The following is a 22,725-nucleotide window of genomic DNA, read 5'->3' as shown; positions in this document are numbered from 1 at the left end:
ACGGAAGGCGTTTCAGCTCTCGAGCTGGCGCTGCAGCTCGCGCACGAAGGTCGTCAATCCGGTCCGGCGCTCGCGCTTCAGGCGCTCGGCCTTGAGGATCGACTGCACCTCGGCGAACGCATCGTCCACGTTGCGGTTGATGACGATGTAGTCGTACTCCGCCCAGTGGCTCATCTCGTGGCTGGCGCGGCTCATGCGCCCGCGGATGACCTCGTCGGAGTCCTGCGCGCGCGTGTGGAGACGCTTCTCCAGATCGGCGGCGGACGGCGGCAGGATGAACACGCTGACGACGTCCTGCCGCGCCTTCTCGCGCAGTTGCTGCGTGCCCTGCCAGTCGATGTCGAACAGCACGTCCTGGCCCGCCGACAACGCCGCTTCGACCGGCGCGCGCGGCGTGCCATAGCGATTGTCGAACACGGTGGCCCATTCGAGCAGCTCGTTGCGCTTGGCCATGTCCTCGAAGCGCGCCCGGTCGACGAAGTGATAGTCGCGGCCGTCGACCTCACCAGGCCGCATCGGACGCGTCGTCGCCGAGACCGACATCCGCAGGCCCGACATGCGCTCGATCAGCAGGCGCGACAGCGTCGTCTTGCCTGCCCCCGAAGGCGATGACAGCACGAACATCAGCCCGCGCCGCTCGACCCCATCGAAGCTTCCGTCGTGAGCCGCCATGGATCACTCCAGATTCTGAACCTGTTCGCGAAACTGCTCGACCACGGTCTTCATCTCCAGGCCGATGTTCGTCAGCTCGATGTCGTTCGACTTCGAGCAGGTGGTGTTGACCTCGCGATGGAATTCCTGGGCGAGGAAGTCGAGCCGGCGGCCGACGGGCCCGCCCTTGCCGAGCATCTCGCGCGCCTGCGCGATGTGCGAGGCGATGCGATCGAGTTCCTCGCGCACGTCGGCCTTGGCCGCGATCAGCAGCGCCTCCTGCGCCAGGCGATCGGGATCGAAGCGGTCGGAGGTTTCGAGCAGGGCTGCCACCTGTTCGGCCAGCCGCGCCTTGATCGCCTCGGGCTTGCGGCCCGGCGACGCCTCCGCCCTTTTCGCCAACGCCTCGATTTCGTCGACGCGCTGATTGAGGATCTGACCGAGCGTGTCGCCCTCGCGCCGGCGCATCTCGACGAGATGTTTCAGAGCGGTGTCGAAGCCTGCAATCGCCGCCTCTTTGGCGGCCTTGTCCTCGGCCTCGTCACTCTCCGGCTCGGCCACCTCGATCACGCCCTTGATCGACAGCAGCCCGTCAATGCTCGGTGCGACCGCGTCAATCCTGCCGGCGAGCGAGCTCGCCATCTTCACCACCGCAGCCAGCACGTCCTCGTTGATTCGCACCGTCGACCCGGTCTCGGTGCGCTTGACGGTGAGATTCGCATAGACCGTGCCGCGCGACAGGACTTCCGTCGCGCGCTTCTTGGCGAAGGCCTCGACCTCGTCCCAGCCCTGCGGCAATCGCACCCGGACGTCCAATCCCTTGGCGTTGACCGACTTCAACTCCCACTCGAACGAGTAGGGACCGCTTGCCCCGTGGCTACGGGCAAAGCCGGTCATGCTCGACAGCGCCATTTCGTCCATGTCTCCGGCACATTGGGAACGGGGACAGACTCAACCCCCGCCGAAAGTGCGCGAACCTTACGGCCTTTTGGGCAAATGTTAAGCCCGGTTCTGCGCGGCCGACATGCGTGGGAAATTATTGCTGAACGACCGGCGGGCTCGGCTGCGCCGCCCCCTGACGGGCGCCGTTGCCAGGTGCGGCCCCCGGTGCAACTCCGCCGGTGGCGCGGTTGGCCGGCGGCTTCTTTGCCGCTGCGGGCGCCCGTGGGGTCGCTCCGGCCGCCGGATCGGCCGCGCCACCCGCGACGGCAGGCGGCGCCTCGTCGGGCTCGACGGTGTCGTTCTGGGTCTGCCGCTCCATCGCCCTGAGCTTGGCGACGTTCTTCTGGTGCAGGTCGTAGGTTTCGGTGAAAGCATGGCCGCCGGTGCCGTCGGCGACGAAATAGAGATCGCGCGTGCGCGCCGGATTGGCCGTCGCCTCCAGCGAGGCGCGGCCGGGGTTGGAGATCGGTCCCGGCGGCAGGCCCTCGATCACATAGGTGTTGTAGGGCGACGGCTGGGTGATCTCGCTGCGCTTGATCGGACGGCCCAGCGTGCCCTTGCCGCCGACCAGACCATAGATGATGGTCGGATCGGACTGCAGCTTGATCCTCTGCTTCAGCCGGTTGACGAACACGGCGGCCACCCGGCTGCGCTCGTCGGGCTTGCCGGTCTCCTTCTCGACGATCGAAGCCAGCGTCACCAGCTGCTCCGGCGTCCTGACCGGCAGATCCGGACTACGCCGTTCCCAGATCTCGGCCAACACGCGCTTCTGCGCCTGCTGCATGCGTTGCACGACCTGATCGCGGCTGGTGCCGCGCGGAAACTTGTAGGTCTCCGGCAACAACGTGCCTTCGCGCGGAATCTCGCGGACGCTGCCGGTGAAGATCTCGTTCTCGGACAGGCGGGCCACGATCTGCTCTGACGTCAGGCCCTCGGGCACGGTCACCGAATGCTGCACGACCTTGCCTTCGACGATGACGCCGATCACGTCGCGCAACGATGCATTCTTCTGGAACGCATACTCGCCCGGCTTGAGGTCGGAACTGGCCTTCAGGGCATAGACTCCACCGATGAAGATCCACGGATTGACGTCGATCACACCTTCACGCGCGAGCACGTCGGCAATATCGCGTTTGCCCGCGCGCTGCGGGATGTTGACGACCTTGTCCTCCTGCAGCGGTCCTGCCGCTTCCAGGATCTGCCGTCCATAATAGTAGGCCGCGCCCACGCCGAGCATGGCCAGGATGAGCAAGGTGATGATCGCGTTGCCGACAACCACGAACGGATTGCGGGCGCGGTCGGAGCGGCGCGGCGGCGGCGGCACGCGTTCCGGCTCCAGCGCTGCGCGCGGGCTGCGGGGCGAGATGGGCGGCCGTTCACTCATCGATGCAACCTTCAGTCCTGTCGCTCTCGTCGTGGCCGTGCGCTCCCCAACGCAAGCGACCTGAAGTCCACGCCCATTTAACGATTCGTCATCTCGTCATCGAATACGGCGAAAAGGTGTTTTCGCCGGGCCTCACCGCCATGCGCATCCACTTACCGCATCGGCGCCGAAGGCCGACCTGCGAAAGACACGCGAAGTCTTGGGTTCTAGTGTGGCTGCAGTCGGATATCCGCGTGACCAAGCGACAATCGGGCCGAGCGGCATCCGTCCTTCCGCACTAGGTCACCACGCGCCGCAAAACCACCGACGCGTTGGTGCCGCCGAAACCAAACGAGTTCGACAGTGCCACGTTGATCTCGCGTTTGCGAGGTGCATGCGGCACGAGATCGATCGCGGTTTCCACCGACGGGTTCTCCAGATTGATCGTCGGCGGGGCGATGTTATCCCGAATCGCGAGAATGCTGAAGATGGCTTCGACGGCGCCGGCCGCGCCGAGCAGATGTCCGATCGACGATTTGGTCGACGACATCGAGATCTTCGAAGCGGCATTGCCAAGCAGGCGCTCGACCGCGCCGAGTTCGATCTCGTCGCCGACTTGAGTCGAGGTGCCGTGCGCGTTGATGTAGTCGAGGTCGGCGGCCGTGATGCCGGCGCGCTTCAGCGCCGCACTCATGCTGCGAAAACCGCCGTCGCCGTCCGGAGATGGCGAGGTGATGTGATAGGCATCTCCGGAGAGTCCGTAGCCGGAGACCTCGGCGTAGATCCGCGCGCCACGTGCTTTGGCGTGCTCATACTCCTCGAGCACGACCACGCCGGCGCCCTCGCCCATCACGAAGCCGTCGCGATCCTTGTCGTAAGGGCGCGACGCGCGCTCGGGCGTCTCGTTGAATCCGGTCGACAGCGCGCGCGCCGCGCAGAACCCGGCCATGCCAATTCGGCAAATCGGCGATTCGGTGCCGCCGGCGACCATGACATCGGCATCGCCGAGCGCGATCAGGCGGCTGGCGTCGCCGATCGCATGCGCGCCGGTCGAGCACGCAGTGACGACCGAATGATTGGGACCCTTGAGCCCGTGCTCGATCGAGACATAGCCCGAGGCGAGATTGATCAGACGTCCAGGAATGAAGAAGGGCGACACTTTGCGCGGACCGCGCTCCTTCAGGAGGATCGCAGTGTCGGCAATGCCCGAGAGGCCCCCGATGCCGGACCCGATCAGCGTGCCGGTGGCACAGCGGTCCTCTTCCGTCGCAGGATGCCAGTTGGCGTCATCGAGCGCCTGACGCGCCGCAGCCATCGCGAAAATGATGAAATCGTCGACCTTGCGCTGGTCCTTCGGCTCCATCCACTGGTCGGCATTGAAGGTGCCGTCGGAGCCATCGCCGCGCGGCACCTGACAGGCCACCTTGGCGGGAAGATCGGAGACCTCGAACGACTCGATCAAGCGCGCACCGCTCTTGCCCTGAAGGATGCGCTGCCAGGTCGTTTCCACACCACAGCCAAGCGGCGAAACCATGCCAAGGCCAGTGACGACAACCCGCCTCATGTTCGTTTCTCCAGACCCGACCTTGAGCGCTTGTGCATCGGCTGACGGCCGTCGCCGCACCTCGGGTCAATTGTTCGAGTAACACGTTCTGGCCGGGCAGCGCGTCCGAATCGTCCATCGCCAGCCGCCAGATGACGGCTCATCACGACGCCGCCAACAGCAAGAAACCGGTCGACCGCACAAGACGGATCGGCCGGTTTCGCGCAACTCTCGCCGGAGCGTCAGCTCTTGGCGTTCTTCTCGAGGAACTTGGTGGCGTCGCCGACGGTCAGGATCGTCTCCGCGGCATCGTCCGGAATCTCGCAACCGAACTCTTCCTCGAAGGCCATGACGAGCTCGACCGTATCGAGGCTGTCAGCACCGAGGTCGTCAATGAAGCTCGCGTTGTCGACCACTTTCTCGGGCTCGACACCAAGGTGTTCGACCACGATCTTCTTAACCCGCTCGCCAATCTCACTCATCGTTCAAACCTCGTGCTTGTTCCTTTAAGACCCGACCCCCGGATGATCCGCATCACCCCGGCCGCTAAACTTCCTTCGCGATCGCGCAAAACCAGATTTGCCCCGCAGCGCCCCTTTACCGAAATTTGGCGGACGACTTGCGGTCCGAAAACTTCGGAAACGGGGCCACTCACAAACTCCAATCCACACTCTCCATGAGGCCGGTACGGCTCCGATCCAGAGCGCTCAAACAGGAACCCGGATCAGCAGCACCAGCCGACGGAGGCCCGGCGAACGATGGCAGCTCGCCCCGCCAATATACAGGGTTTGGAAATCCTGCAATGGCGTTCTTCGTGCCCCCATCAGCCGCCCGGTTACCATACACGCGAATCATTGACCACACGGCCCGGTATAGTGGTCGCGACGTCTTTTCGCCGCATTCCGAGCCACGGCAGAGCCTAGATCATGGCCATGCCGCCATTGACGTGGATGGTCTGCCCCGTGACATACGCCGCCTCGTTGGAGGCGAGGTACACCGCAGCTGCAGCAATGTCCTCCGGCGTGCCCAACCGCGCCGCCGGCACCTTGGCGAGGATCGACTCGCGCTGCTTCTCGTTCAGAGCGTCGGTCATCGGTGTCTTGATGAAGCCGGGTGCGATGCAGTTGGCGGTCACGCCGCGTTTGGCATATTCGGCGCCGAGCGTCTTGATCATGCCGATGATGCCGGCCTTGGACGCCGTGTAATTGCCCTGCCCCGGATTGCCGGTGACGCCGACGATCGAGGTGATCGCGATGATGCGGCCGAAGCGCTTGCGCATCATCAGCTTGGTGGCGGCACGCGAGAGACGGAATGTCGCGGTCAGGTTGACCTTGATCACCTCGTCCCAATCCTCGTCGCGGAGCTGCACGAACAGGTTGTCGCGGGTGATGCCGGCGTTGGCGACGAGAATGTCGACCTGCCCCATCGCCTGCTCGGCGGCCGGCACCAGCGCCTCGACCTCGGCCGCGTCGGACAGGTTGCAAGGCAGCACATGCACACGGCTGCCCAGCTCGCCGGCGAGGGTCTCGAGCACCTCGCGCCGGGTGCCGGAAACGGCAACGGTCGCCCCCTGGGCATGCAAGGCCTTCGCGATCGCGTTGCCGATGCCGCCGGTCGCGCCGGTCACCAGCGCGGTCCTGCCACTCAGATCGAACATCCAACTCTCCTCAATGCCGCTTCCAAGCGGCCACTTACGACGTTTTCGCCGCGGCCAGCGCATCCTTCGCGGCCACGATATCCGACGGGCCGCCGACGGCGACGCCGACCGCACCATCCGCGATCCGCTTGACCAGGCCGCTGAGCACCTTGCCGGCGCCGATCTCGAAGAACCGTGTCACGCCCTGGCCCGCCATATATGCGATCGATTCGCGCCAGCGCACCGTACCCGTGACCTGCTCGACCAGGCGACGGCGAATCTCGTTGGGATCGCTGATCGGCGCCGCGAGTACGTTCGAGACCAGGGGCGAGGCCGGAGCCTTGATCGTGACCTTGGACAGCGCCTCCGCCATGACGTCCGCCGCCGGCTGCATCAGCTTGCAGTGGAACGGCGCGGAGACCGGCAGCAGCATGGCGCGCTTCGCGCCCTTGGCGCGGGCGATCTCGACGGCGCGATCGACGGCGGCCTTGTTGCCGGACACCACCACCTGGCCGCCGCCATTGTCGTTGGCGGCCTGGCAGACCTCGCCCTGGGCCGCCTCTTCGGCGACCGCAACAGCCGCCTCATAATCCATCCCGAGCAGCGCGGCCATGGCGCCGACGCCCACCGGAACGGCCTTCTGCATGGCAAGCCCACGGGTGCGCAGCAGGCGGGCAGTATCCGCAATCGTCAGGCTGCCGGCGGCGGCCAGCGCCGAGTATTCGCCCAATGAGTGACCTGCGACAAAGGCGGCGTCGCGTCCGACCGAGAATCCGGCCTCGGTTTCCAGCACCCGCAAGGTTGCCATCGAGACCGCCATCAGAGCGGGTTGGGCATTTTCGGTCAGCTGCAGGGTCTCGGCCGGACCTTCCCAAATGATGGTCGTCAGCTTCTCACCGAGGGCGGCATCGACCTCCTCGAACACCGAACGAGCCACCGGGAAGGAGTCGGCGAGCGCCTTGCCCATGCCGACGGCTTGGGACCCCTGCCCCGGAAAAGTGAATGCTGCCGTCATGGCCGCCCCCTGAACGTTCCAAAATCCCTGGAATTGAGTAACTTTGGCCGGAAAGACACTGGCCGGCCCTGTGATGTCAAGCACGTGACGGGCGCAATTCGACCACTTTCCCTTGCCTTGGCCCCGAAAATCGGTATAAGGCGCGCCATCCGTGGATCCCGAGCCGGGAGCTGAACGGACGGTCCCAGCAAACTCACCTTGCTCAACCTTGGGGATTTAACCTCTCCAAGCTGTCCTGGTGACTTTGATGTGGCAGGGCCAGTCGGCCCGTCGTCCCGTGTTCCCGCCTTCTGAGCTGACGTCTGCGAGTCCTTTCCACAAGGTCTCGAAGGGCTTGACGCCGGGATTTGCGCCAACTTGGAAAGGACAGCCATGCCGCTTTACGAGCATGTATTCCTCGCGCGTCAGGACGCGAGCACCCAGCAGGTGGAAGAACTGACGGCTCAGATGACCGGTATCGTCGAAGGTCTCGGCGGTAAGGTCACGAAGTCTGAGAATTGGGGCGTTCGCTCCCTCACCTACCGCATGAACAAGAACCGCAAGGCCCACTTCGTGCTGCTCAACATCGACGCTCCGTCCGCGGCGATCGCCGAGATCGAGCGCCAGGAGCGGATCAGCGAAGACGTGATCCGCTACCTCAGCGTCCGCGTCGACGAGCTCGAGGAAGGCCCGTCGGCGATGATGCGCAAGGCCGATCGCGACCGTGAGCGCGACGACCGCGGCGGTGGCTTCCGTGGTGAGCGCGATGGCGGCGGCTTCCGTGGCGATCGCGGTGACCGTGGCGATCGCGGCCCGCGCCGGGCCCGTGACGAAGAAACTGCGGACGAGGAGTAAGATCAATGGCTGAAGCCCCCGCACGTCGCCCGTTCTTCCGCCGCCGCAAGACCTGCCCGTTCTCCGGGCCGAACGCGCCGAAGATCGACTACAAGGACTCCAAGCTGCTGATGCGTTACGTCTCTGAGCGCGGCAAGATCGTGCCGAGCCGCATCACGGCCGTGTCCGCCAAGAAGCAGCGCGAACTCGCGCGCGCCATCAAGCGCGCCCGCTTCCTCGGCCTGCTGCCTTACGTCATCCGCTGATTGCGGACCTCGGACCGGCGGCCCCGCGCCGCCGGCTCCTTCCGTTGAATTCTCATAAGGCTTCCGGGTCGTCCGGTCGCCGATGGTTGGGGCGAAGGCGCCTCTAACCGCTCGAAGGGAGCGGGACAGCTGATGATCGGAACGCTTCTCATCGCGCTCGCGGCAGGCGCTGCCTCCGCGGTCATGTTCGCCTCGACCGGATCGGGCGTGATGACGGCGCTCGTGCTTGCGCTGCTCGCGCCCGTGCCGCTGCTCGTCGCTGCAATCGCCTGGGGCCGGCTTTGCGCCGTCATCGGCGGTCTCGTAGCAACCGCTTGCGTGCTGGCCATCTTCGGCTTCGATCGCGCTCTCGCCTTTGCCGTCTCCGTGACGCTGCCGGCCTGGTGGCTCGGCCACCTCATCCTGCTCGGCCGTCCGACGACCAGCCCGTCCGGCCAGGATGGCATCGAATGGTATCCGCCCGGCAACATCCTGCTGTGGATCGCGGTGATCGCAGCGCTGATTGCCGCGTTCTCCTTCGGCACCGACATGACGGCCACCAATCAGGGTCTCAGGCGGCTGCTGTCGCGCGTGCTCAGCAATACCGTCACGTCGACCGACGCGGTCGACATTCCCCGGCTGGTCGAGATCCTGGTGTTCATGGCGCCGCCGATGGCCGCGGTGATCATGACCACGATCCTGTCGCTCAACGTCCTGGCGGCCGCAAAGATCACGGCGATCTCCGGCCGGCTGATGCGCCCATGGCCGCGCCTGCGCGACACCAAGCTGCCGCTGATGACGCTGCCGGCGCTGTTTGCGATCATCGCGTTCTGCTTCCCGGGCGGGCTGATCGGCATGCTGGCGCGAATCGCCGCCGCAGCGCTGCTGACCGCCTATGCGCTCACCGGCTTCGCGGTCCTGCATACGCTGACCTTGCCGCTGCGCACCCGGCCGCTTTGGCTCGGTCTCGCCTACGCGCTGATGCTGACCTTCATCTGGCCGATCCCCATGCTGGCGATGATCGTCCTCGGCCTCGCCGACGCCGCCTTCGACCTCCGTCACCGTTACGGCCCGCGGCAGCCGCCGCCTTTGCCGGTGCCGTAAAAGTTCAACCTCACACCAACCGCTTCCGAACATCACAAGGAGAACATCGATGGAAGTCATTCTGCTGGAACGTGTCGCCAAGCTCGGCCAGATGGGCGAGATCGTGAAGGTCAAGGACGGGTTCGCCCGCAACTTCCTGCTGAAGCGCAAGAAGGCGCTGCGGGCCACCGCCGAGAACAAGGCCAAGTATGAGGGCATGAAGGCCGAGCTCGAAGCCAACAACATCAAGGCCAAGGGCGAGGCGGCCAAGGTCGCCGAGAAGATCGACGGCCGCGACATCGTCATCATCCGCCAGGCCTCCGAATCCGGCCAGCTGTTCGGCTCGGTCTCGGTGCGCGACATCGTCGCCGCCCTCGCCGCCGACGGCATCACCGTGAGCCGGCCGCAGGTCTGGCTCGACGCCCCGATCAAGACGATCGGCAAGCAGACGATCACCATCGCAATCCACCCGGAGGTCGAGACCTCGGTGACCGTGACGGTCGCCCGCAGCGCCGACGAGGCCGAGCGCATCAAGCGCGGCGAGGACATCTCGACCCGCCAGGAGGACCGCGACGCCGCCGCCGAAGCGATCGCGGCCGCCGGCGAGTTCTTCGATCCGGAAGCCCAGGACGAGGGCGCTGCCGGCGAGCCTGCGCAGCAGTAAGCGCGCCAGCCCATTTGCGGAAAAGCCCGGCTCCCCGAGCCGGGCTTTTTCATTGTCGTCTCACCGCGAGGGCGAGGACGGAACCGAGGGATCCGACGGCACCGACTGGGTCGTGGCCGGCGCCGGCGTCACCGGCGGGACCGGGTCGGCGCGCAGCGCCGGCGCGGCCTCGCTCGATCTTGCCGGCTCGACCCGCGGCGGCTCGGAGCCGGCAGCGCTGTCCTCGCGCGACGCCGACGGGCGGGTCGCACCGGTCGGCTCGCCGCGCGTCTCTTCCGCAGCCGAGCCCTCCTGGGCCGGCTTCTTGCGCTTGCCGAGCCGGCCCTTCTTCGCGGGCGCGCTGCCCTCGCCGTCGGCCGGCGCAGCGGCTGGATCTGCTGCCGCGTCGGGCCTCGCCTCGGCCGGCGCGGAGCGCTTGGAGTGATGACCCGAACGGCGGCGCGGCTCGCCTGGGCTCGCAGCAGCATCCGCGGCGGCCGGTTTCGCCTCGGGCGGCTCGGTGGCGGCTGACCGGGCGCGGCGCTCGGACCGCGTCTCCTTGCCGGAGTGGCCCGTTGATCGCGCATCCGCAGCGCCGTTCGCAATCAGGTAGTTGGCGAGCACGCCGGCCATCTCGGGGCTCGTCGTGTAATGCTGGCGCAGAAACCCGGGCAGCGAGCTGGCCGAGGTGTTCTTGGCCAGGCCGCGCGGCGACTTGTGGCAGACCACGCAGGTCCCGTTGTAGATCTGCGCAGGACTCTTGCCCGCATCGAGATTTTCCTGCGCAACGGCGGCCCCCGCGAAGCCCATGCAGAACACCGCCACCACCGTCGCCAAATTGAGCGCTCGGCCCACCATTCTCATTCTCCAGCTATGGTTTCGCCCACACGGCGCCGCCCCGCGCGACATCCGCTGCCGTGTTTCCTCTCGCTATCAGCCGAACGTGACAGCGGACATTGCGGTCGCTCCACGCCTTCGACGGCGATCCCTTCAGACCTCGTCCGGCGGTCAGATGCCGGACACCGGCCAAAAGGCCGGCGGCCGCGGCCTTTTTAACGGATTGCGGAGCGAATGAAAGCGCACAGATGTTCCTGCGCCGAGATGTCCATCGATCAATGACGGTTCGGAATATCGGCGTTGTGTTCATGGCAGTGGCGTCGGCTTGTGCCCGCCGGGTAACATAACAACGTGATGATAGGGAACCAATCGGTTCTCAACGCGTCGAGTGCGACGGCCGGGAAAGTCAGCAACTCACGGGAATAGCTCGTTGGGTGGTGTGGATGGACCGTTTGCTGCGAAGTCTGTTGAGTAGCTTCATTCGCCGTGGCTCGATCAGCTTTACGACCGCCAGCGGCACGTCGTTCAGCTGCGGGGATGGAACCGGCGTCCCCGTGGCGGCACGATTTCTGACTCGTGAAGCCGAGCGCCGGATTCTGGCCAACCCCGAGCTCGCGCTCGGCGAGGTCTATATGGACGGCTCGTTCGTGGTCGAACGAGGAACGATCGCGGACCTGCTGTCGATCGTGATGAGCCAGCCGGCCGTGGTGCCCGACTGGGCCAGGCCGCAATGGTGGCTGCGCTATCTGATCCGGCACCTGCGCCAGCTCAATATCCGGGCACGCGCGCGCCGCAACGTCGCCCATCATTACGATCTCGATGGGCGGCTGTATTCGCTGTTCCTCGATGCCGACCGGCAATATTCCTGCGCCTATTTCGAGACGCCGGACGCGACGCTGGACGATGCCCAGCTCGCCAAGAAACGTCATCTCGCGGCCAAGCTGCTGATCGGCCGCCGCCATCGCGTCCTCGACATCGGCTGCGGCTGGGGCGGGCTTGGACTTTACCTGGCTGAGATGTGTGATGCCGACGTCACCGGCGTGACCTTGTCGGCCGAGCAGTTGCAGGTCGCCGAGGCCCGCGCGGCCGAACGGCACCTCTCCGCCTCCGCCCGCTTTCTGCTGCAGGATTATCGCGACGTACCCGGCACGTTCGATCGCATCGTCTCGGTCGGCATGTTCGAGCATGTCGGGGTCGCCTTCTACGACACCTTCTTTCGCCGCTGCGCCGAGCTCCTCGCGGACGACGGCGTCATGCTGCTGCATTCGATCGGACGCTCCGAGGGCCCTGATGCGACCAATCCCTGGATCGCCAAATACATCTTCCCCGGCGGCTACGTCCCAGCCCTCTCGGAGGTTCTGCCGGCGATCGAGCGCGCCGGGCTCCTCGTCTGCGACATCGAGATCCTGCGTCTGCACTACGCGGAGACCCTGAAGGCGTGGCGCGAACGCTTCATGGCCCGGCGCGACGAGGCCGTGCAGCTCTATGACGAGCGCTTCGCGCGGATGTGGGAGTTCTACCTGGCGGCCGCGGAAATGGGGTTCCGCAAGCAGAACCTGATGAATGTCCAGATCCAGCTGACGAAGCGCCAGGGCGTCGTGCCGATGACGCGCGACTACGTCCACCGTGAGGAGACGCGGCTGCGGGCGCGCGAGCGCGGCAGCCGCCCGGCGCTGCAGATGGCGGGTGAGTAGCGCGCGCGGCCCGCGACGACAGCGGAGGGCGGCGCCAGTGCAATGGTCCTGCAGAGACGGACGGCCGCATTCCCTCGGCTGTGCCGCGCCGGTCTCGACTTCAATTCTGAGATGCTCGGTGGACGGCTTACATCCCAAACGCGAGATTATGCCCATCCGACTCAAATTTTCAAACAAATCGTGCGGTCTGTGAACTGGCTCACAGACCCCGGGGAAGCCCGGCCGTAGTGTCCTGGCATGTCCCCGAGCCCCGCCAGAGCCATGTTGGAACCCCAGACCGACTTCAGCACCGACTACGCGCTGATCGCCGCGGGCGTGGGAGCATCCCTGATCGCCCTCCTGTATCTGCTGCTGGTCTGACGCCGGGCGCGGATCCACGCGCGGCCCTGGCACGCCCTGCCGTACCGGCTCTCGTTCCCGCCTCGCCGACGTGTCGAACGATCGCGCCGGTTGATTGCACCGGCGTGTCGCTCGCGCTCGCGCGGCGTTGAGTCCTGTCGGTTCCGTCAAGCGCGGCATCTGGCGAGTCCGGATTCATCCACCAGATTTACCAGACGGTGAATTGCGCTCAGCTTTCGCTTCCGCTTCGCGCGCGACTGGCGCTTTATCCCCTCCCCTTCAAAGCTGCTAAACACGCGGTCATGGCACTCACTGATTCGAACGTTCACAAGCTGGCGTCGGCTGACGCAGCAACGCCGGCCTATCGCAGCGCTCCTCACAACATCGAGGCGGAACAGGGTCTGCTCGGCGCGATCCTGGTCAACAACGACGCGTTCTATCGCGTGTCGGACTTCCTCGAGCCGAAGCATTTCTTCGAGCCGCTGCACCAGACCGTGTTCGAGACCGCGTCCAGCCTGATCCGGATGGGCAAGGTCGCGACGCCCGTGACCTTGAAGACGTTCCTGCCGGCCGACGTCGACATCGGCGGCATGACCGTCGGGCAGTATCTGGCACGGCTCGCGGCCGAAGCGACCACGATCATCAACGCCCAGGACTATGGCCGCACCATCTACGACCTGTCGTTGCGCCGCGACCTGATCGGCATCGGCGAGGACATGGTCAACGTCGCCTATGACGCACCGGTCGACTTCGCGCCGCGCAACCAGATCGAGGACGCCGAGCGCCGGCTGTACGAGCTCGCGGAGTCCGGCCGCTATGACGGCGGGTTCCAGAAATTCTCCCAGGCGCTGACGACCGCGCTCGACATGGCCGCCAAGGCCTTCCAGCGCGACGGCAAGCTGTCCGGTATCTCCACCGGCCTGCGCGATCTCGACGCCAAGATGGGCGGCCTGCAGCATTCGGACTTGATCATCCTCGCCGGCCGTCCCGGCATGGGCAAGACCTCGCTCGCCACCAACATCGCCTACAACGTCGCCCAGGCCTATGTTCCCGAATTGCAGCCCGATGGCACCTATCGCGCCGCGCAGGGCGGCGTGGTCGGGTTCTTCTCCTGCGAAATGAGCGGCGAGCAGCTCGCCACCCGTATCATCGCCGAGCGCTCTGGCATTCCCTCCAGCCACATCCGCCGTGGCGGCATCACGGAGGCCGATTTCGAGAAGCTGCGCGAATGCTCGATCGAGCTGCAGTCGCTGCCGTTCTATGTCGACGAAACCGGCGGCATCTCGATCGCGCAGGTGATGGCGCGCGCCCGCCGGCTGAAGCGCCAGAAGGGCCTCGACCTGCTGGTGATCGACTACATCCAGCTGCTGTCGGGCTCGGGCAAGCGCGGCAACGACAACCGCGTCCAGGAAATCACCGAGATCACCACCAGCCTGAAGGCGCTGGCCAAGGAGCTCAGCGTTCCCATCATCGCGCTGTCGCAGCTGTCGCGCCAGGTCGAAAACCGCGAGGACAAGCGGCCGCAACTGTCGGACCTGCGTGAATCCGGCTCGATCGAGCAGGACGCCGACGTGGTGCTGTTCGTGTATCGCGGCGAGTACTATCTGGCCGCCAAGGAGCCGCGTCCCGGCACCGAGGAGCACCAGAAGTGGCAGATGGAAATGGATCTGGCACTCGGCAAGGCCGAAGTGATCATCGGCAAGCAGCGCCACGGTCCGACCGGCACGGTCGAGCTGCACTTCGACGCCTCGGTCACCCGCTTCGGCGACCTCGCCCATGACGGCCTGCCGCCGCAGCACCACGACTATTGACCTGACGCGGTTGAACCGTGACGCCGCGGCGCGTAAAAGCGCCACATGAGTGTTCCCGAACAGAAACCCGCCGAGCAACCTGTCTCGGCGGTCGACGAGGCTGTCCCGGCCAGCGCCACCGGCGTGCTGACCATCGATCTCGACGCGCTCGCCGCCAATTGGCGCAAGCTGGAAAAGACCGCAGTGCCGGCCGAATGCGCCGGGGTGATCAAGGCCGACGCCTATGGCTGCGGCATTCCCCAGGTGGCGCGCACGCTCGCCGCGGCCGGCTGCAAGACCTTCTTCGTCGCGACGCTCGCGGAGGCAAAAGTCGCCCGCGCCGCTTTGCCGGACAGCGCCGCGCTCTACGTGCTCGACGGCTTCTTCCAGAACACCGGCGACGACTACGCGACGATCAACTGCCGTCCTGTCATCGGCGACCTCAACGAGCTCGCCGAATGGGACATGTTCTGCCGTCGCACCGGCTGGAAGGGCGGCGCGGCCATCCATGTCGACACCGGCATGAACCGGCTCGGCCTCAGCCCGATCGACGCGCAGGGCATGATCCCGCGCATCCAGACCGGCGACCATGGCATCACGCTGGTGATGAGCCATCTGGCCTCCGCCGAGCAGATCAACAGCCCGTCGAATGCACGCCAGCTCGCGACGTTCCGCGAGGTCGTCAGCGTGTTCGCCGGCGTGCCCGCCGCGCTTGCCGCCTCCTCCGGCATCTTCCTCGGCGCCGCTTTCCAGTTCGACATGGTCCGGCCCGGTGCCGCGCTTTACGGCGTCAATCCGACGCCGGAGGCCGACAATCCCATGCAGCCGGTCGCCGAGATCAAGGCGCGCATCGTGCAGCTGCGCGATCTCGCGCGCGGCGACACGGTCGGCTATGGCGGCACCTGGACGGCGCGCCGCCCGACAAAGATCGCGATCCTCTCCGCCGGCTATGCCGACGGCTACTTCCGCGCCGCCTCTTCCAACGACGGCACCCGCGGCGCCGACGTCATCATCGCCGGCCAGCGCTGCCCGATCGCAGGGCGCATCTCGATGGACCTGATCGCCGTCGACGTCACCGACCTGCCGCCGAAGGCCGCCCGCCGCGGCCACTTCGCCACCCTGCTCGGCGAAGGCATCACCGTCGACGAACTCGCGCATCATTTCGGCACCATCGGCTACGAAGTCCTGACCAATCTCGGCCGGCGCTATCACCGCATCTACAAGGGCGGTGCGGCGGCCGCGGAAAGCTGATCGCGCGGAGCAACGCTCTCTGTCTGACGTGCACACAGCTGCTGCCACATCGTCATTGCGAGCGCAGCAATCCAGAGTCCCGCACACCACCCTGAATTGCTTCCGCCTTCGCTCTTCGAGCTACGGCGGACAAGTCGCTGCGCTCGCAATGATGGTGAACTGACATGAGCCATCGGTCTCGCGGCATACAACGCCCGAGGCTTGCATCTCTTTTTCACCCTCTTCGAAAGACGAGGGCGCAGGGAATGCCGGGTGAAGGCCTCACCCATGGCCCGCCTGCAGAAAAAAAGCAGGCGGCAGTCACCACAGGTTCAGCCGGTCAACCGGCATTCCCCGCGCGATGGCTTTACGCCTTATGCGTACTCTCCCCGGGGATCGGCTGTCTTGCCCCCGTGACCGGCGGATCATCACCGCCAGCGTAGCATCAGCGTCGAGATGCCAGGACCATACGTCTTCGACGTGCGCCTCGTGCCGTTCGTCCGCACGGCCTCAAGCCATGCTGCGACCCCAAGCGCCCACCACATCCCACCCCGCGTGTCATGACGATCGCGATACGCCCCTCGTGCCGAGGCGGGACGGAGGGAGTGAAGCATGTTTTTCTGATAAACGGAAGTACAATATTTTTCGCGGAAGGACTGGACAGGGTGAGTCGCGTTGAGATCGTTGATGAATTCCGCGTTTCGGCGCGCCCGTTAGGGCCAAGCTACGCTGGCTAGGGTGCCTGGTCATGACGGATGTCGTTGGCGCGCTTCATCTCTCGCGCCAGATCGTCGACAACCTGCGCCAGGGAGCGGCCATCACTCGCAGTGAGCGACTTCCGCAGCTGCCGCGAACTCCAGAGAATTGCGGCAACGAATATGATGAAGGGAAGCCAGGAGACAATCAGGCTTACATACCATGGAATATCATTAGTCATACCCAGCTTCTTCCCTGCAAATATCTACGAGACCGCCCGGCTCGTTCAGATGAGTCGCGCGACCGGCTACAATCTTCTGTCATTCGCCCGCTTCATCTCATCCGCCAGATCACCGACGATCTGCGCCAGCGAGCGACCATCGCCGGCCGTCAGAGACGTCTGAATCCGACGGGTGCTCCATGCAACGGCCAAGACGAACATGATCAGTGGCAACCAGGCTATGATCAGACTTACGTACCAAGGCACATCGTCATTCACACCCAACCTCCACGCATGGTCTCCGCTCGGCGGACCAGGGGCGAGGCTATGATCTTAATCATTAAAAAGTCGGCTGGATGACAACGAGAATCTGCACAATGAGCACATGTAGCTAGGGGCCATACTTTGGTGAGAGGAAGCGCCTCCGCCTCAGGCGCCCGAGCGCGCGCCACATCGTCATTACGAGCGCAGCGGCGAAGCGACGCAATCCAGAATCCCACATGCCACCCTGGATTGCTTCGCTGCGCTCGCAATGACGGGCTGATGGATATCGGCACACGGCTGCGACAGCGCCCGCTGCTGTAGCCCGGATGAGCGCAGCGATATCCGGGGGTCTCACGTGCCGTATCGGAAAACCCGGATGTCGCCGCGCTCATCCGGGCTGCGGGGCTGGTCGCGCAAGAGCGCCATCATTCGATCAAGATGGGCGCTGCGGGTCGGTCGTGGCCGGCGCTCACGCCTTGAAGTAGTCCGGCTGGCCAATGTCGGCGATCAAACCGATCCCGTCCGGTCTCCAGCCCAGGCGCTGCTGTGTCAGGACGCTGGAGGCCGGCATGTCCAGCCCTGCGAACATCGCCAGTGGACCGTAGTAGTCGCCCGCCTCCTCCTTGCTGATCGACACGACCGGCACGTTCAGCGCGCGGCCGATCACCTCGATGACCTCGCGCATGGGGACGCCCTCCTCGCCGACGGCGTGGTAGATCGCGTCTGCAATGCCCTTCTCCAGGGCGAGCCGGTAGAGGCGGGCGACATCCGATCGATGCGCCGCGGCCCAGCGCTCGGTGCCTTCGCCGACATAGGCGGCGCGGCCCTTCTGTCGCGCGAGCTCCACCAGATAGGAGATCAGCCCGGCCCTTCCGGGGGCGCCGTGAACCTGCGGCAGGCGGATCACCATTGCGCGCACGCCGCGCGACGCATAGGCGAGACCCGTCTGCTCGGACACGCGCGGGACATGCGCTGACGACTCGCGCCGCATGTCTTCGGTGACCACCACATTGGCCGCAACGAGCCCCGTTCCGGAGGTGACGATGAACGGCTTGTTCGTGCCCACCAGCACCTCGCCCATGGCGTCGATGGCGGCCTTGTCGATGGCGCCGTTCTCCGCGAATTTCGCGAAGTCGTGGATGAAGGCGAGATGGATCACGCCGTCGGCATCCCTCGCGCCGCGCTTCAGGCTGTCGAGGTCCTGCAGCGAGCCGCGATGAACCTGCGCGCCCAGTTGCTCGAGCGTGCGGACGTTCTCGGCGGAGCGCGCGAGGCCGATGACCTGATGCCCGGCGGCGATCAGCTCCCTGGTGGTTTCGGAGCCGATGAATCCGGCGGCGCCGGTGACGAATACGCGCATGAGACACACTCCCTGTTCAGACCGCCGGGATATTGCTAGGCTGCTCATAAGGGTAAAGTCGTGACTTTATACGGGTATAATCGCTAACAGGATGACGGACGCCAACCCTCTCGGGACCTATCTCAGGGATCGCCGCGCCAAGCTCGATCCGACCGCCTTCGGCCTGCCGCTGCAGCGGCGGCGAACGCCGGGGCTTCGGCGCGAAGAGGTGGCGCAACGCGCCAATGTGAGCGCCACCTGGTACACCTGGCTCGAGCAAGGGCGCGGCGGCGCGCCCTCCGCCGACGTGCTGGACCGCATCGCTCGCGCCATGATGCTGACCGACGCCGAGCGCGAGCATCTGTTCCTGCTCGGTCTCGGCCGGCTACCCGAAGCCCGCTATCACGCGATCGACGGCATCTCACCCCGTCTCCAACGCGTGCTCGACACGCTGGAATACAGTCCCGCCTTCGTTCGCACGGCGACATGGGACATCCTCGCCTGGAACAGGGCGGCTGCGGCTGTCCTCACCGACTACAGCACCCTGCCGGAGGGCCAGCGCAATGTTCTGCGCATGATGTTCCACGACAGCCGTGTCCGCGCAGCACAGCCCAACTGGCAGGCCGTGGCGCGCTATGTGGTCGCGTCCTTCCGCGCCGACGTGGCCCGCGCCGGCGCGGCCCGCAATGTCCAATCGCTGGTCGACGAGCTCTGCGCGACGAGCCCGGAATTCGCGGCGATGTGGCGCGACAACGATGTGCAAGGGCGGCACGGTGACGGCGTGAAGACCCTGCAGCATCCCGTCGCCGGATCGCTCTCGATGGAATTTTCGGGCTTCGCCGTCGATGGCCGGCCCGACCTCACCATGGTGATCTACAATCCCGCGACGCCGGAGGATGCCGACAAGATCCGTGCGCTGGTGACGTCGCGACCGAAGTAGGTGCGAGTGCCCTCTCGACTCGCGCCGCCGAGAAGCGCGCGGGTCGCCTGACAGGCCGGGCTTTCGTAGGCAGCCTTGGCTGCATCGACGCTGCCGCGTGAACAAAAAGCCGATTGCGAGCTTGGTCATCCGGACCATCCCCACGGCGACGGGCATCATGAAGATCGCGACCTTCAACATCAACAATGTCCGGCGGCGGCTCCCCAATCTGCTGCGCTGGCTGCGCGCGGCCAGGCCCGACATCGTCTGCCTGCAGGAGCTGAAATGCACCCAGGCCGATTTCCCCGTCGATGCGATCGCCAAGGCCGGCTATGGCGCGGTGTGGCAGGGACAGAAGACCTGGAACGGCGTCGCGATCCTTGCGCGCAAGGCCGAGCCGGTGCTGACCCGCACCGCCCTGCCCGGCAATCCCGGAGACCAGGAGGCGCGCTACATCGAGGCCGCGGTGCGCGGCCTCGTCGTCGGCTGCCTCTATTTGCCGAACGGCAATCCGCAGCCGGGGCCGAAATTCGACTATAAGCTCGCCTGGTTCAAACGCCTGCAGAAGCACGCGGCTGATTTCATCAAGGACGACCTGCCGGCCGTGCTCGCCGGCGACTACAATGTGGCGCCTGCTACGCTCGACATCTATCCGACGCGATCCTGGGACAAGGACGCGCTGATCCAGCCGAAGAGCCGCGCCGCCTTCAAGGCGCTGGTCGATCAAGGCTGGTGCGACGCGATCCGGATGCTGCATCCGGACGCGCCGATGTTCACGTTCTGGGACTACAAGCGCAACCGCTGGCCGCGCGATGCCGGCCTGCGGCTCGACCACCTGCTGCTGAGCCCGCAACTCGCGCCGCGCCTTGCCAAGGCCGGCGTCGACCGCGCCATCCGCGGCGAGGACGGCGCCAGCGACCACGCGCCAGCCTGGATCGTGCTGAAATAATCCGAACTCGCCTGTCCGCGTCGGAGCCTCAGCCGCGGTCGGGCCAGGTCTGCTGCAGATTGGTCGCGCGCTCGGGCAGGCCCTCGGTCAGCACCGCCATGCCGCCGCACACCGGCAGATGCACGACGAGGCTCGCGGCATCCGGCACGTTCGGACGCGGCGTCACGTTCCACAGCATGATCTCCTGGCGCGTGCGGCGGATCTCCTTGAACTCGTAACTATACGTCTCCGAGCCGCGCGGATATTCGCGCCAGAGCTGGCCTTCCTTGCGGAAGCTGCTCTGCGTGCCGTCATAGCGATCGGCATAGGACAGGCAGGCCGGCACGTTCAGCGCTTCGAGCACGGCCGCGCCGACGTTCGACGCCGCGGGAAGGACGCTGTTCACCGCGCCGATCGCGGCGAACACGGTCGTGATCGCGCCGGCGGCCATCGCGAGCCAGCCGGCCTTGGTCGCGGCCGGCCGCGCGGGCGCATTCGCGGCGGACACCTTGGATGCAAGTCCGCGAGGGGACGTCAGATGGAGCTGGGCCATGACGCGTTCTCCGATGTGCGGCGAGGACGGATGCCCCGCCGGGCTGCATTCATCGGAGATCAGTCTGGCCGATCGCGCTCCCGGCGAATGTGACGCCGATCACAACCTGAAATGATGACCGACCGGCGCCACACCGGGAGCGTGACGACACGCGCCGTCAATCGCGTCCCGCATCCATGATCGCCTGCGCGAGCCGGCCGGGATCGGAGAAGCACAGCTCATGGCTGCCGGGCACCTGGACCAGCCGGAACAGGCCGAGCTTGCCGGACAGCCGCGGATGCCATGGCAGGCTGTGCGGCAGCGCCGTGTCCTCGGTGCAGTTGATGTAGGATTTCGCGATTGCCATCTCGGCGGGATTGGCGCGCAGCTTGATCTTGTCGGTGAAGGTCTTGTTGGGATGCGGATTGAGCATCTCATAGGTGCGCGTCGCGGTGGCGAGATCGGCGTCGTTGATGAAGGCCTCGCGCCAGACCGGGAACGGCAGCACCACCGAACCGTCGCCGCGCTCCGCAGCGACCGCGTCGAACAGCGCAACATAGTGCGGTGGCACCATGTCGTTGAGGCACTCGCCGTCGTTGGGCACGAACGCATTCCAGTAGACCAGGCGGCGGATGCGCTGAGCGATGCGGTCGGCGACGCCGGTGATGACCATGCCGCCATACGAATGCCCCATCAGCACGGCGTCGGTGATGTCGTGCTCGGTGAAGTAGTCGCAGATCGAGGCGATCGCCTCGTCGAGTCCAGTGGTCTTTGCGTCGCCGGGGCGGTTGCCGCGGATGGTCGGCAGATGGACGGTGTGGCCGGCGGAGCGAACATGCGCGGCGACCGGCTCGAGCTCGGCGCCGGTATGCCAGGCGCCATGGACCAGGACGTAGGTTGACATGATCACGTTCCTTTGCACGATGGAAGGCGGTGCAAGGACTATGGGCCGGACCGCGCCCGCGGCGCTTGGCTGCAACTGAACCCGATTGGTCTCGGAGTGAACCGATGGGCGCCGAGCCGGAACGGCAGCGGAGCTGGAATACGGCGACGGTGCGGCCGGAGGAGCAGTTCTCGTATTACCGCGAGGCGATCTGCCAGGCCTTCATGAACTTGACGCCGGAGCCGGCGCGCGGCATCGGATTCGCTGCGGAGGTGCAAAGCATCAGCCTCGGGAGCGGCGCCATCAACCGCGTCAGCTTTCCCGAGCACATCGTACGCCGCTCGCGCACGGACATCGCCGCTTCCACCCAGCGCTGCTTCTATCTCAACCTCAAGCTCGCCGGCCGCTGCACCATCCTGCAGGACGAATGCGATGTCAGCCTGTCCGCCGGTCAGGTCGGCATCTTCGACAGCGATCGCACCTTCGTGCTGCAGCACGATCGCGGGCCGTCGCTCGGCGTGATCTCGTTCCGCGTCCCCGCCGATGCGCTGTGCAGCCGCCTGCCGGCCGAGCCGGACATCGCGCCGACGCGGCTGTCCGACGATCCATGCGTCGGCGCACTGATCGTGGAGACGGCCCGCTCCCTCAACGCCAATGCGCTGCGGCTCGCGCCCGACGATGCGTCGGCGCTGTTCGGCGTGCTGCTCGATCTGGTGGCGCTGAGCCTGGCGCGCCGCGGCCGCCGCGAGCCGCATGCGACCACCTCATTTGCCGATGCGACGACCTTGGCGCTACGCCGCGCCATTCACGAGCGGGTGCGCGAGCCCGGCCTGACGGTGGCGACCATCGCATCTGTCGTCGGGATCAGCGAGCGCTATGTGCACAAGCTGCTGGCCGCGCAGGCACCAGCTTCTCCGACCTGGTGATGGAGCGCCGGCTCGATGGCGCAGCGCGCGATCTGCGCGATCCCGCCCGATGCGGCCGGGACATCGGCCGCATCGCCTTCGACTGGGGCTTTTCGGATCTGTCGCACTTCACGCGCCGCTTCAAGCAGCGCTTCGGCATGCGCCCGCGCGACTGGCGCGCGGAGACCGCGCGTCACCCGGGCTGACAGCCGCCT

General features: G+C 66.0%; 21 protein-coding genes and 1 pseudogene. 11 read left to right on the top strand and 11 right to left on the bottom strand.

Annotation, left to right across the window (positions count from 1 at the left end):
• Window positions 1–12: 12 nt before the first annotated feature.
• From gmk to fabD, 7 genes are all read right to left on the bottom strand, one after another.
• Window positions 13–672 (bottom strand): guanylate kinase, encoded by a 660-nt coding sequence (gene gmk / locus ACQR03_RS04270; protein ID WP_172109343.1) that lies wholly within the window; start codon window positions 670–672, stop codon window positions 13–15.
• Between the two features lie 3 nt (window positions 673–675).
• Complete coding sequence (locus ACQR03_RS04265; protein ID WP_315712651.1) at window positions 676–1,563, bottom strand: YicC/YloC family endoribonuclease; 888 nt, start codon at window positions 1,561–1,563, stop codon at window positions 676–678.
• A gap of 124 nt (window positions 1,564–1,687) precedes the next feature.
• A complete protein-coding gene (mltG, locus tag ACQR03_RS04260) occupies window positions 1,688–2,977 on the bottom strand; it encodes an endolytic transglycosylase MltG (RefSeq protein WP_315767262.1) in 1,290 nt (429 codons plus the stop codon).
• Window positions 2,978–3,254: 277 nt separating this feature from the next.
• Window positions 3,255–4,520 carry a beta-ketoacyl-ACP synthase II gene (gene fabF, locus ACQR03_RS04255; RefSeq protein WP_315712404.1) on the bottom strand — a complete coding sequence of 422 codons (1,266 nt, stop codon included), beginning with the start codon at window positions 4,518–4,520 and terminating at the stop codon, window positions 3,255–3,257.
• A 221-nt stretch (window positions 4,521–4,741) separates the two neighbouring features.
• The gene (locus tag ACQR03_RS04250; protein WP_006610957.1) at window positions 4,742–4,981 is read right to left on the bottom strand and encodes an acyl carrier protein; all 240 of its coding nucleotides are present in this window, start codon (window positions 4,979–4,981) and stop codon (window positions 4,742–4,744) included.
• 437 nt (window positions 4,982–5,418) lie between these two features.
• Window positions 5,419–6,156 (bottom strand): 3-oxoacyl-[acyl-carrier-protein] reductase, encoded by a 738-nt coding sequence (gene fabG / locus ACQR03_RS04245; protein WP_172109347.1) that lies wholly within the window; start codon window positions 6,154–6,156, stop codon window positions 5,419–5,421.
• A gap of 34 nt (window positions 6,157–6,190) precedes the next feature.
• Window positions 6,191–7,150 (bottom strand): ACP S-malonyltransferase, encoded by a 960-nt coding sequence (gene fabD, locus ACQR03_RS04240; protein ID WP_315712421.1) that lies wholly within the window; start codon window positions 7,148–7,150, stop codon window positions 6,191–6,193.
• Between the two features lie 372 nt (window positions 7,151–7,522).
• On the opposite strand from fabD, the gene rpsF reads away from it, so the two are divergent.
• The 4 genes from rpsF (at window position 7,523) to rplI (ending at window position 9,955) form a co-directional block, all read left to right on the top strand.
• A complete protein-coding gene (gene rpsF / locus ACQR03_RS04235; RefSeq protein WP_315826788.1) occupies window positions 7,523–7,984 on the top strand; it encodes a 30S ribosomal protein S6 in 462 nt (153 codons plus the stop codon).
• A gap of 5 nt (window positions 7,985–7,989) precedes the next feature.
• Window positions 7,990–8,229 (top strand): 30S ribosomal protein S18, encoded by a 240-nt coding sequence (gene rpsR / locus ACQR03_RS04230; RefSeq protein ID WP_008963441.1) that lies wholly within the window; start codon window positions 7,990–7,992, stop codon window positions 8,227–8,229.
• Window positions 8,230–8,361: 132 nt separating this feature from the next.
• On the top strand, window positions 8,362–9,312 hold the full coding sequence (locus ACQR03_RS04225) for a hypothetical protein (RefSeq protein ID WP_315826787.1): 951 nt from the start codon (window positions 8,362–8,364) through the stop codon (window positions 9,310–9,312).
• A gap of 49 nt (window positions 9,313–9,361) precedes the next feature.
• Entirely contained in the window at window positions 9,362–9,955 is a 594-nt protein-coding gene (gene rplI, locus ACQR03_RS04220) for a 50S ribosomal protein L9 (RefSeq protein ID WP_315826786.1), read from the top strand.
• Between the two features lie 60 nt (window positions 9,956–10,015).
• Here rplI and ACQR03_RS04215 read toward each other — a convergent pair whose 3' ends face one another.
• Window positions 10,016–10,792 (bottom strand): hypothetical protein, encoded by a 777-nt coding sequence (locus ACQR03_RS04215; protein ID WP_316170409.1) that lies wholly within the window; start codon window positions 10,790–10,792, stop codon window positions 10,016–10,018.
• A gap of 422 nt (window positions 10,793–11,214) precedes the next feature.
• On the opposite strand from ACQR03_RS04215, the gene ACQR03_RS04210 reads away from it, so the two are divergent.
• From ACQR03_RS04210 to ACQR03_RS04195, 4 genes are all read left to right on the top strand, one after another.
• A complete protein-coding gene (locus ACQR03_RS04210) occupies window positions 11,215–12,465 on the top strand; it encodes a class I SAM-dependent methyltransferase (protein ID WP_434840978.1) in 1,251 nt (416 codons plus the stop codon).
• Between the two features lie 641 nt (window positions 12,466–13,106).
• Window positions 13,107–14,615: a replicative DNA helicase gene (locus ACQR03_RS04205; protein WP_315712432.1), complete on the top strand. Its 1,509-nt coding sequence runs from the start codon at window positions 13,107–13,109 to the stop codon at window positions 14,613–14,615.
• Window positions 14,616–14,660: 45 nt separating this feature from the next.
• Complete coding sequence (alr, locus tag ACQR03_RS04200) at window positions 14,661–15,845, top strand: alanine racemase (protein WP_316164700.1); 1,185 nt, start codon at window positions 14,661–14,663, stop codon at window positions 15,843–15,845.
• Between the two features lie 727 nt (window positions 15,846–16,572).
• Entirely contained in the window at window positions 16,573–17,100 is a 528-nt protein-coding gene (locus ACQR03_RS04195) for a hypothetical protein (RefSeq protein ID WP_315712435.1), read from the top strand.
• Window positions 17,101–17,473: 373 nt separating this feature from the next.
• Here ACQR03_RS04195 and ACQR03_RS04190 read toward each other — a convergent pair whose 3' ends face one another.
• On the bottom strand, window positions 17,474–18,364 hold the full coding sequence (locus tag ACQR03_RS04190; RefSeq protein WP_315826783.1) for an SDR family oxidoreductase: 891 nt from the start codon (window positions 18,362–18,364) through the stop codon (window positions 17,474–17,476).
• 91 nt (window positions 18,365–18,455) lie between these two features.
• Between ACQR03_RS04190 and ACQR03_RS04185 the strand changes: the two genes are divergently transcribed.
• Both ACQR03_RS04185 and xth read left to right on the top strand, forming a co-directional pair.
• The gene (locus ACQR03_RS04185; RefSeq protein ID WP_316173827.1) at window positions 18,456–19,283 is read left to right on the top strand and encodes a helix-turn-helix transcriptional regulator; all 828 of its coding nucleotides are present in this window, start codon (window positions 18,456–18,458) and stop codon (window positions 19,281–19,283) included.
• Window positions 19,284–19,440: 157 nt separating this feature from the next.
• On the top strand, window positions 19,441–20,211 hold the full coding sequence (gene xth, locus ACQR03_RS04180) for an exodeoxyribonuclease III (RefSeq protein ID WP_434841202.1): 771 nt from the start codon (window positions 19,441–19,443) through the stop codon (window positions 20,209–20,211).
• A gap of 28 nt (window positions 20,212–20,239) precedes the next feature.
• On the opposite strand, the gene ACQR03_RS04175 is transcribed toward xth, so the two are convergent.
• On the bottom strand, window positions 20,240–20,743 hold the full coding sequence (locus tag ACQR03_RS04175) for a hypothetical protein (RefSeq protein WP_315755755.1): 504 nt from the start codon (window positions 20,741–20,743) through the stop codon (window positions 20,240–20,242).
• A gap of 157 nt (window positions 20,744–20,900) precedes the next feature.
• Window positions 20,901–21,626 (bottom strand): alpha/beta fold hydrolase, encoded by a 726-nt coding sequence (locus ACQR03_RS04170; protein ID WP_434840977.1) that lies wholly within the window; start codon window positions 21,624–21,626, stop codon window positions 20,901–20,903.
• A gap of 104 nt (window positions 21,627–21,730) precedes the next feature.
• On the opposite strand from ACQR03_RS04170, the pseudogene ACQR03_RS04165 reads away from it, so the two are divergent.
• Window positions 21,731–22,716 (top strand): annotated as a pseudogene (locus ACQR03_RS04165) (helix-turn-helix domain-containing protein).
• The last annotated feature ends 9 nt before the right edge of the window (window positions 22,717–22,725 follow it).

It is taken from the genome of Bradyrhizobium sp. HKCCYLS3070 (genome assembly GCF_051167575.1).
GTDB lineage: Bacteria > Pseudomonadota > Alphaproteobacteria > Rhizobiales > Xanthobacteraceae > Bradyrhizobium.
The sequence above is the reverse complement of the archived record's forward strand: the minus strand, read 5'-3'. Positions and strand labels throughout refer to the sequence as shown.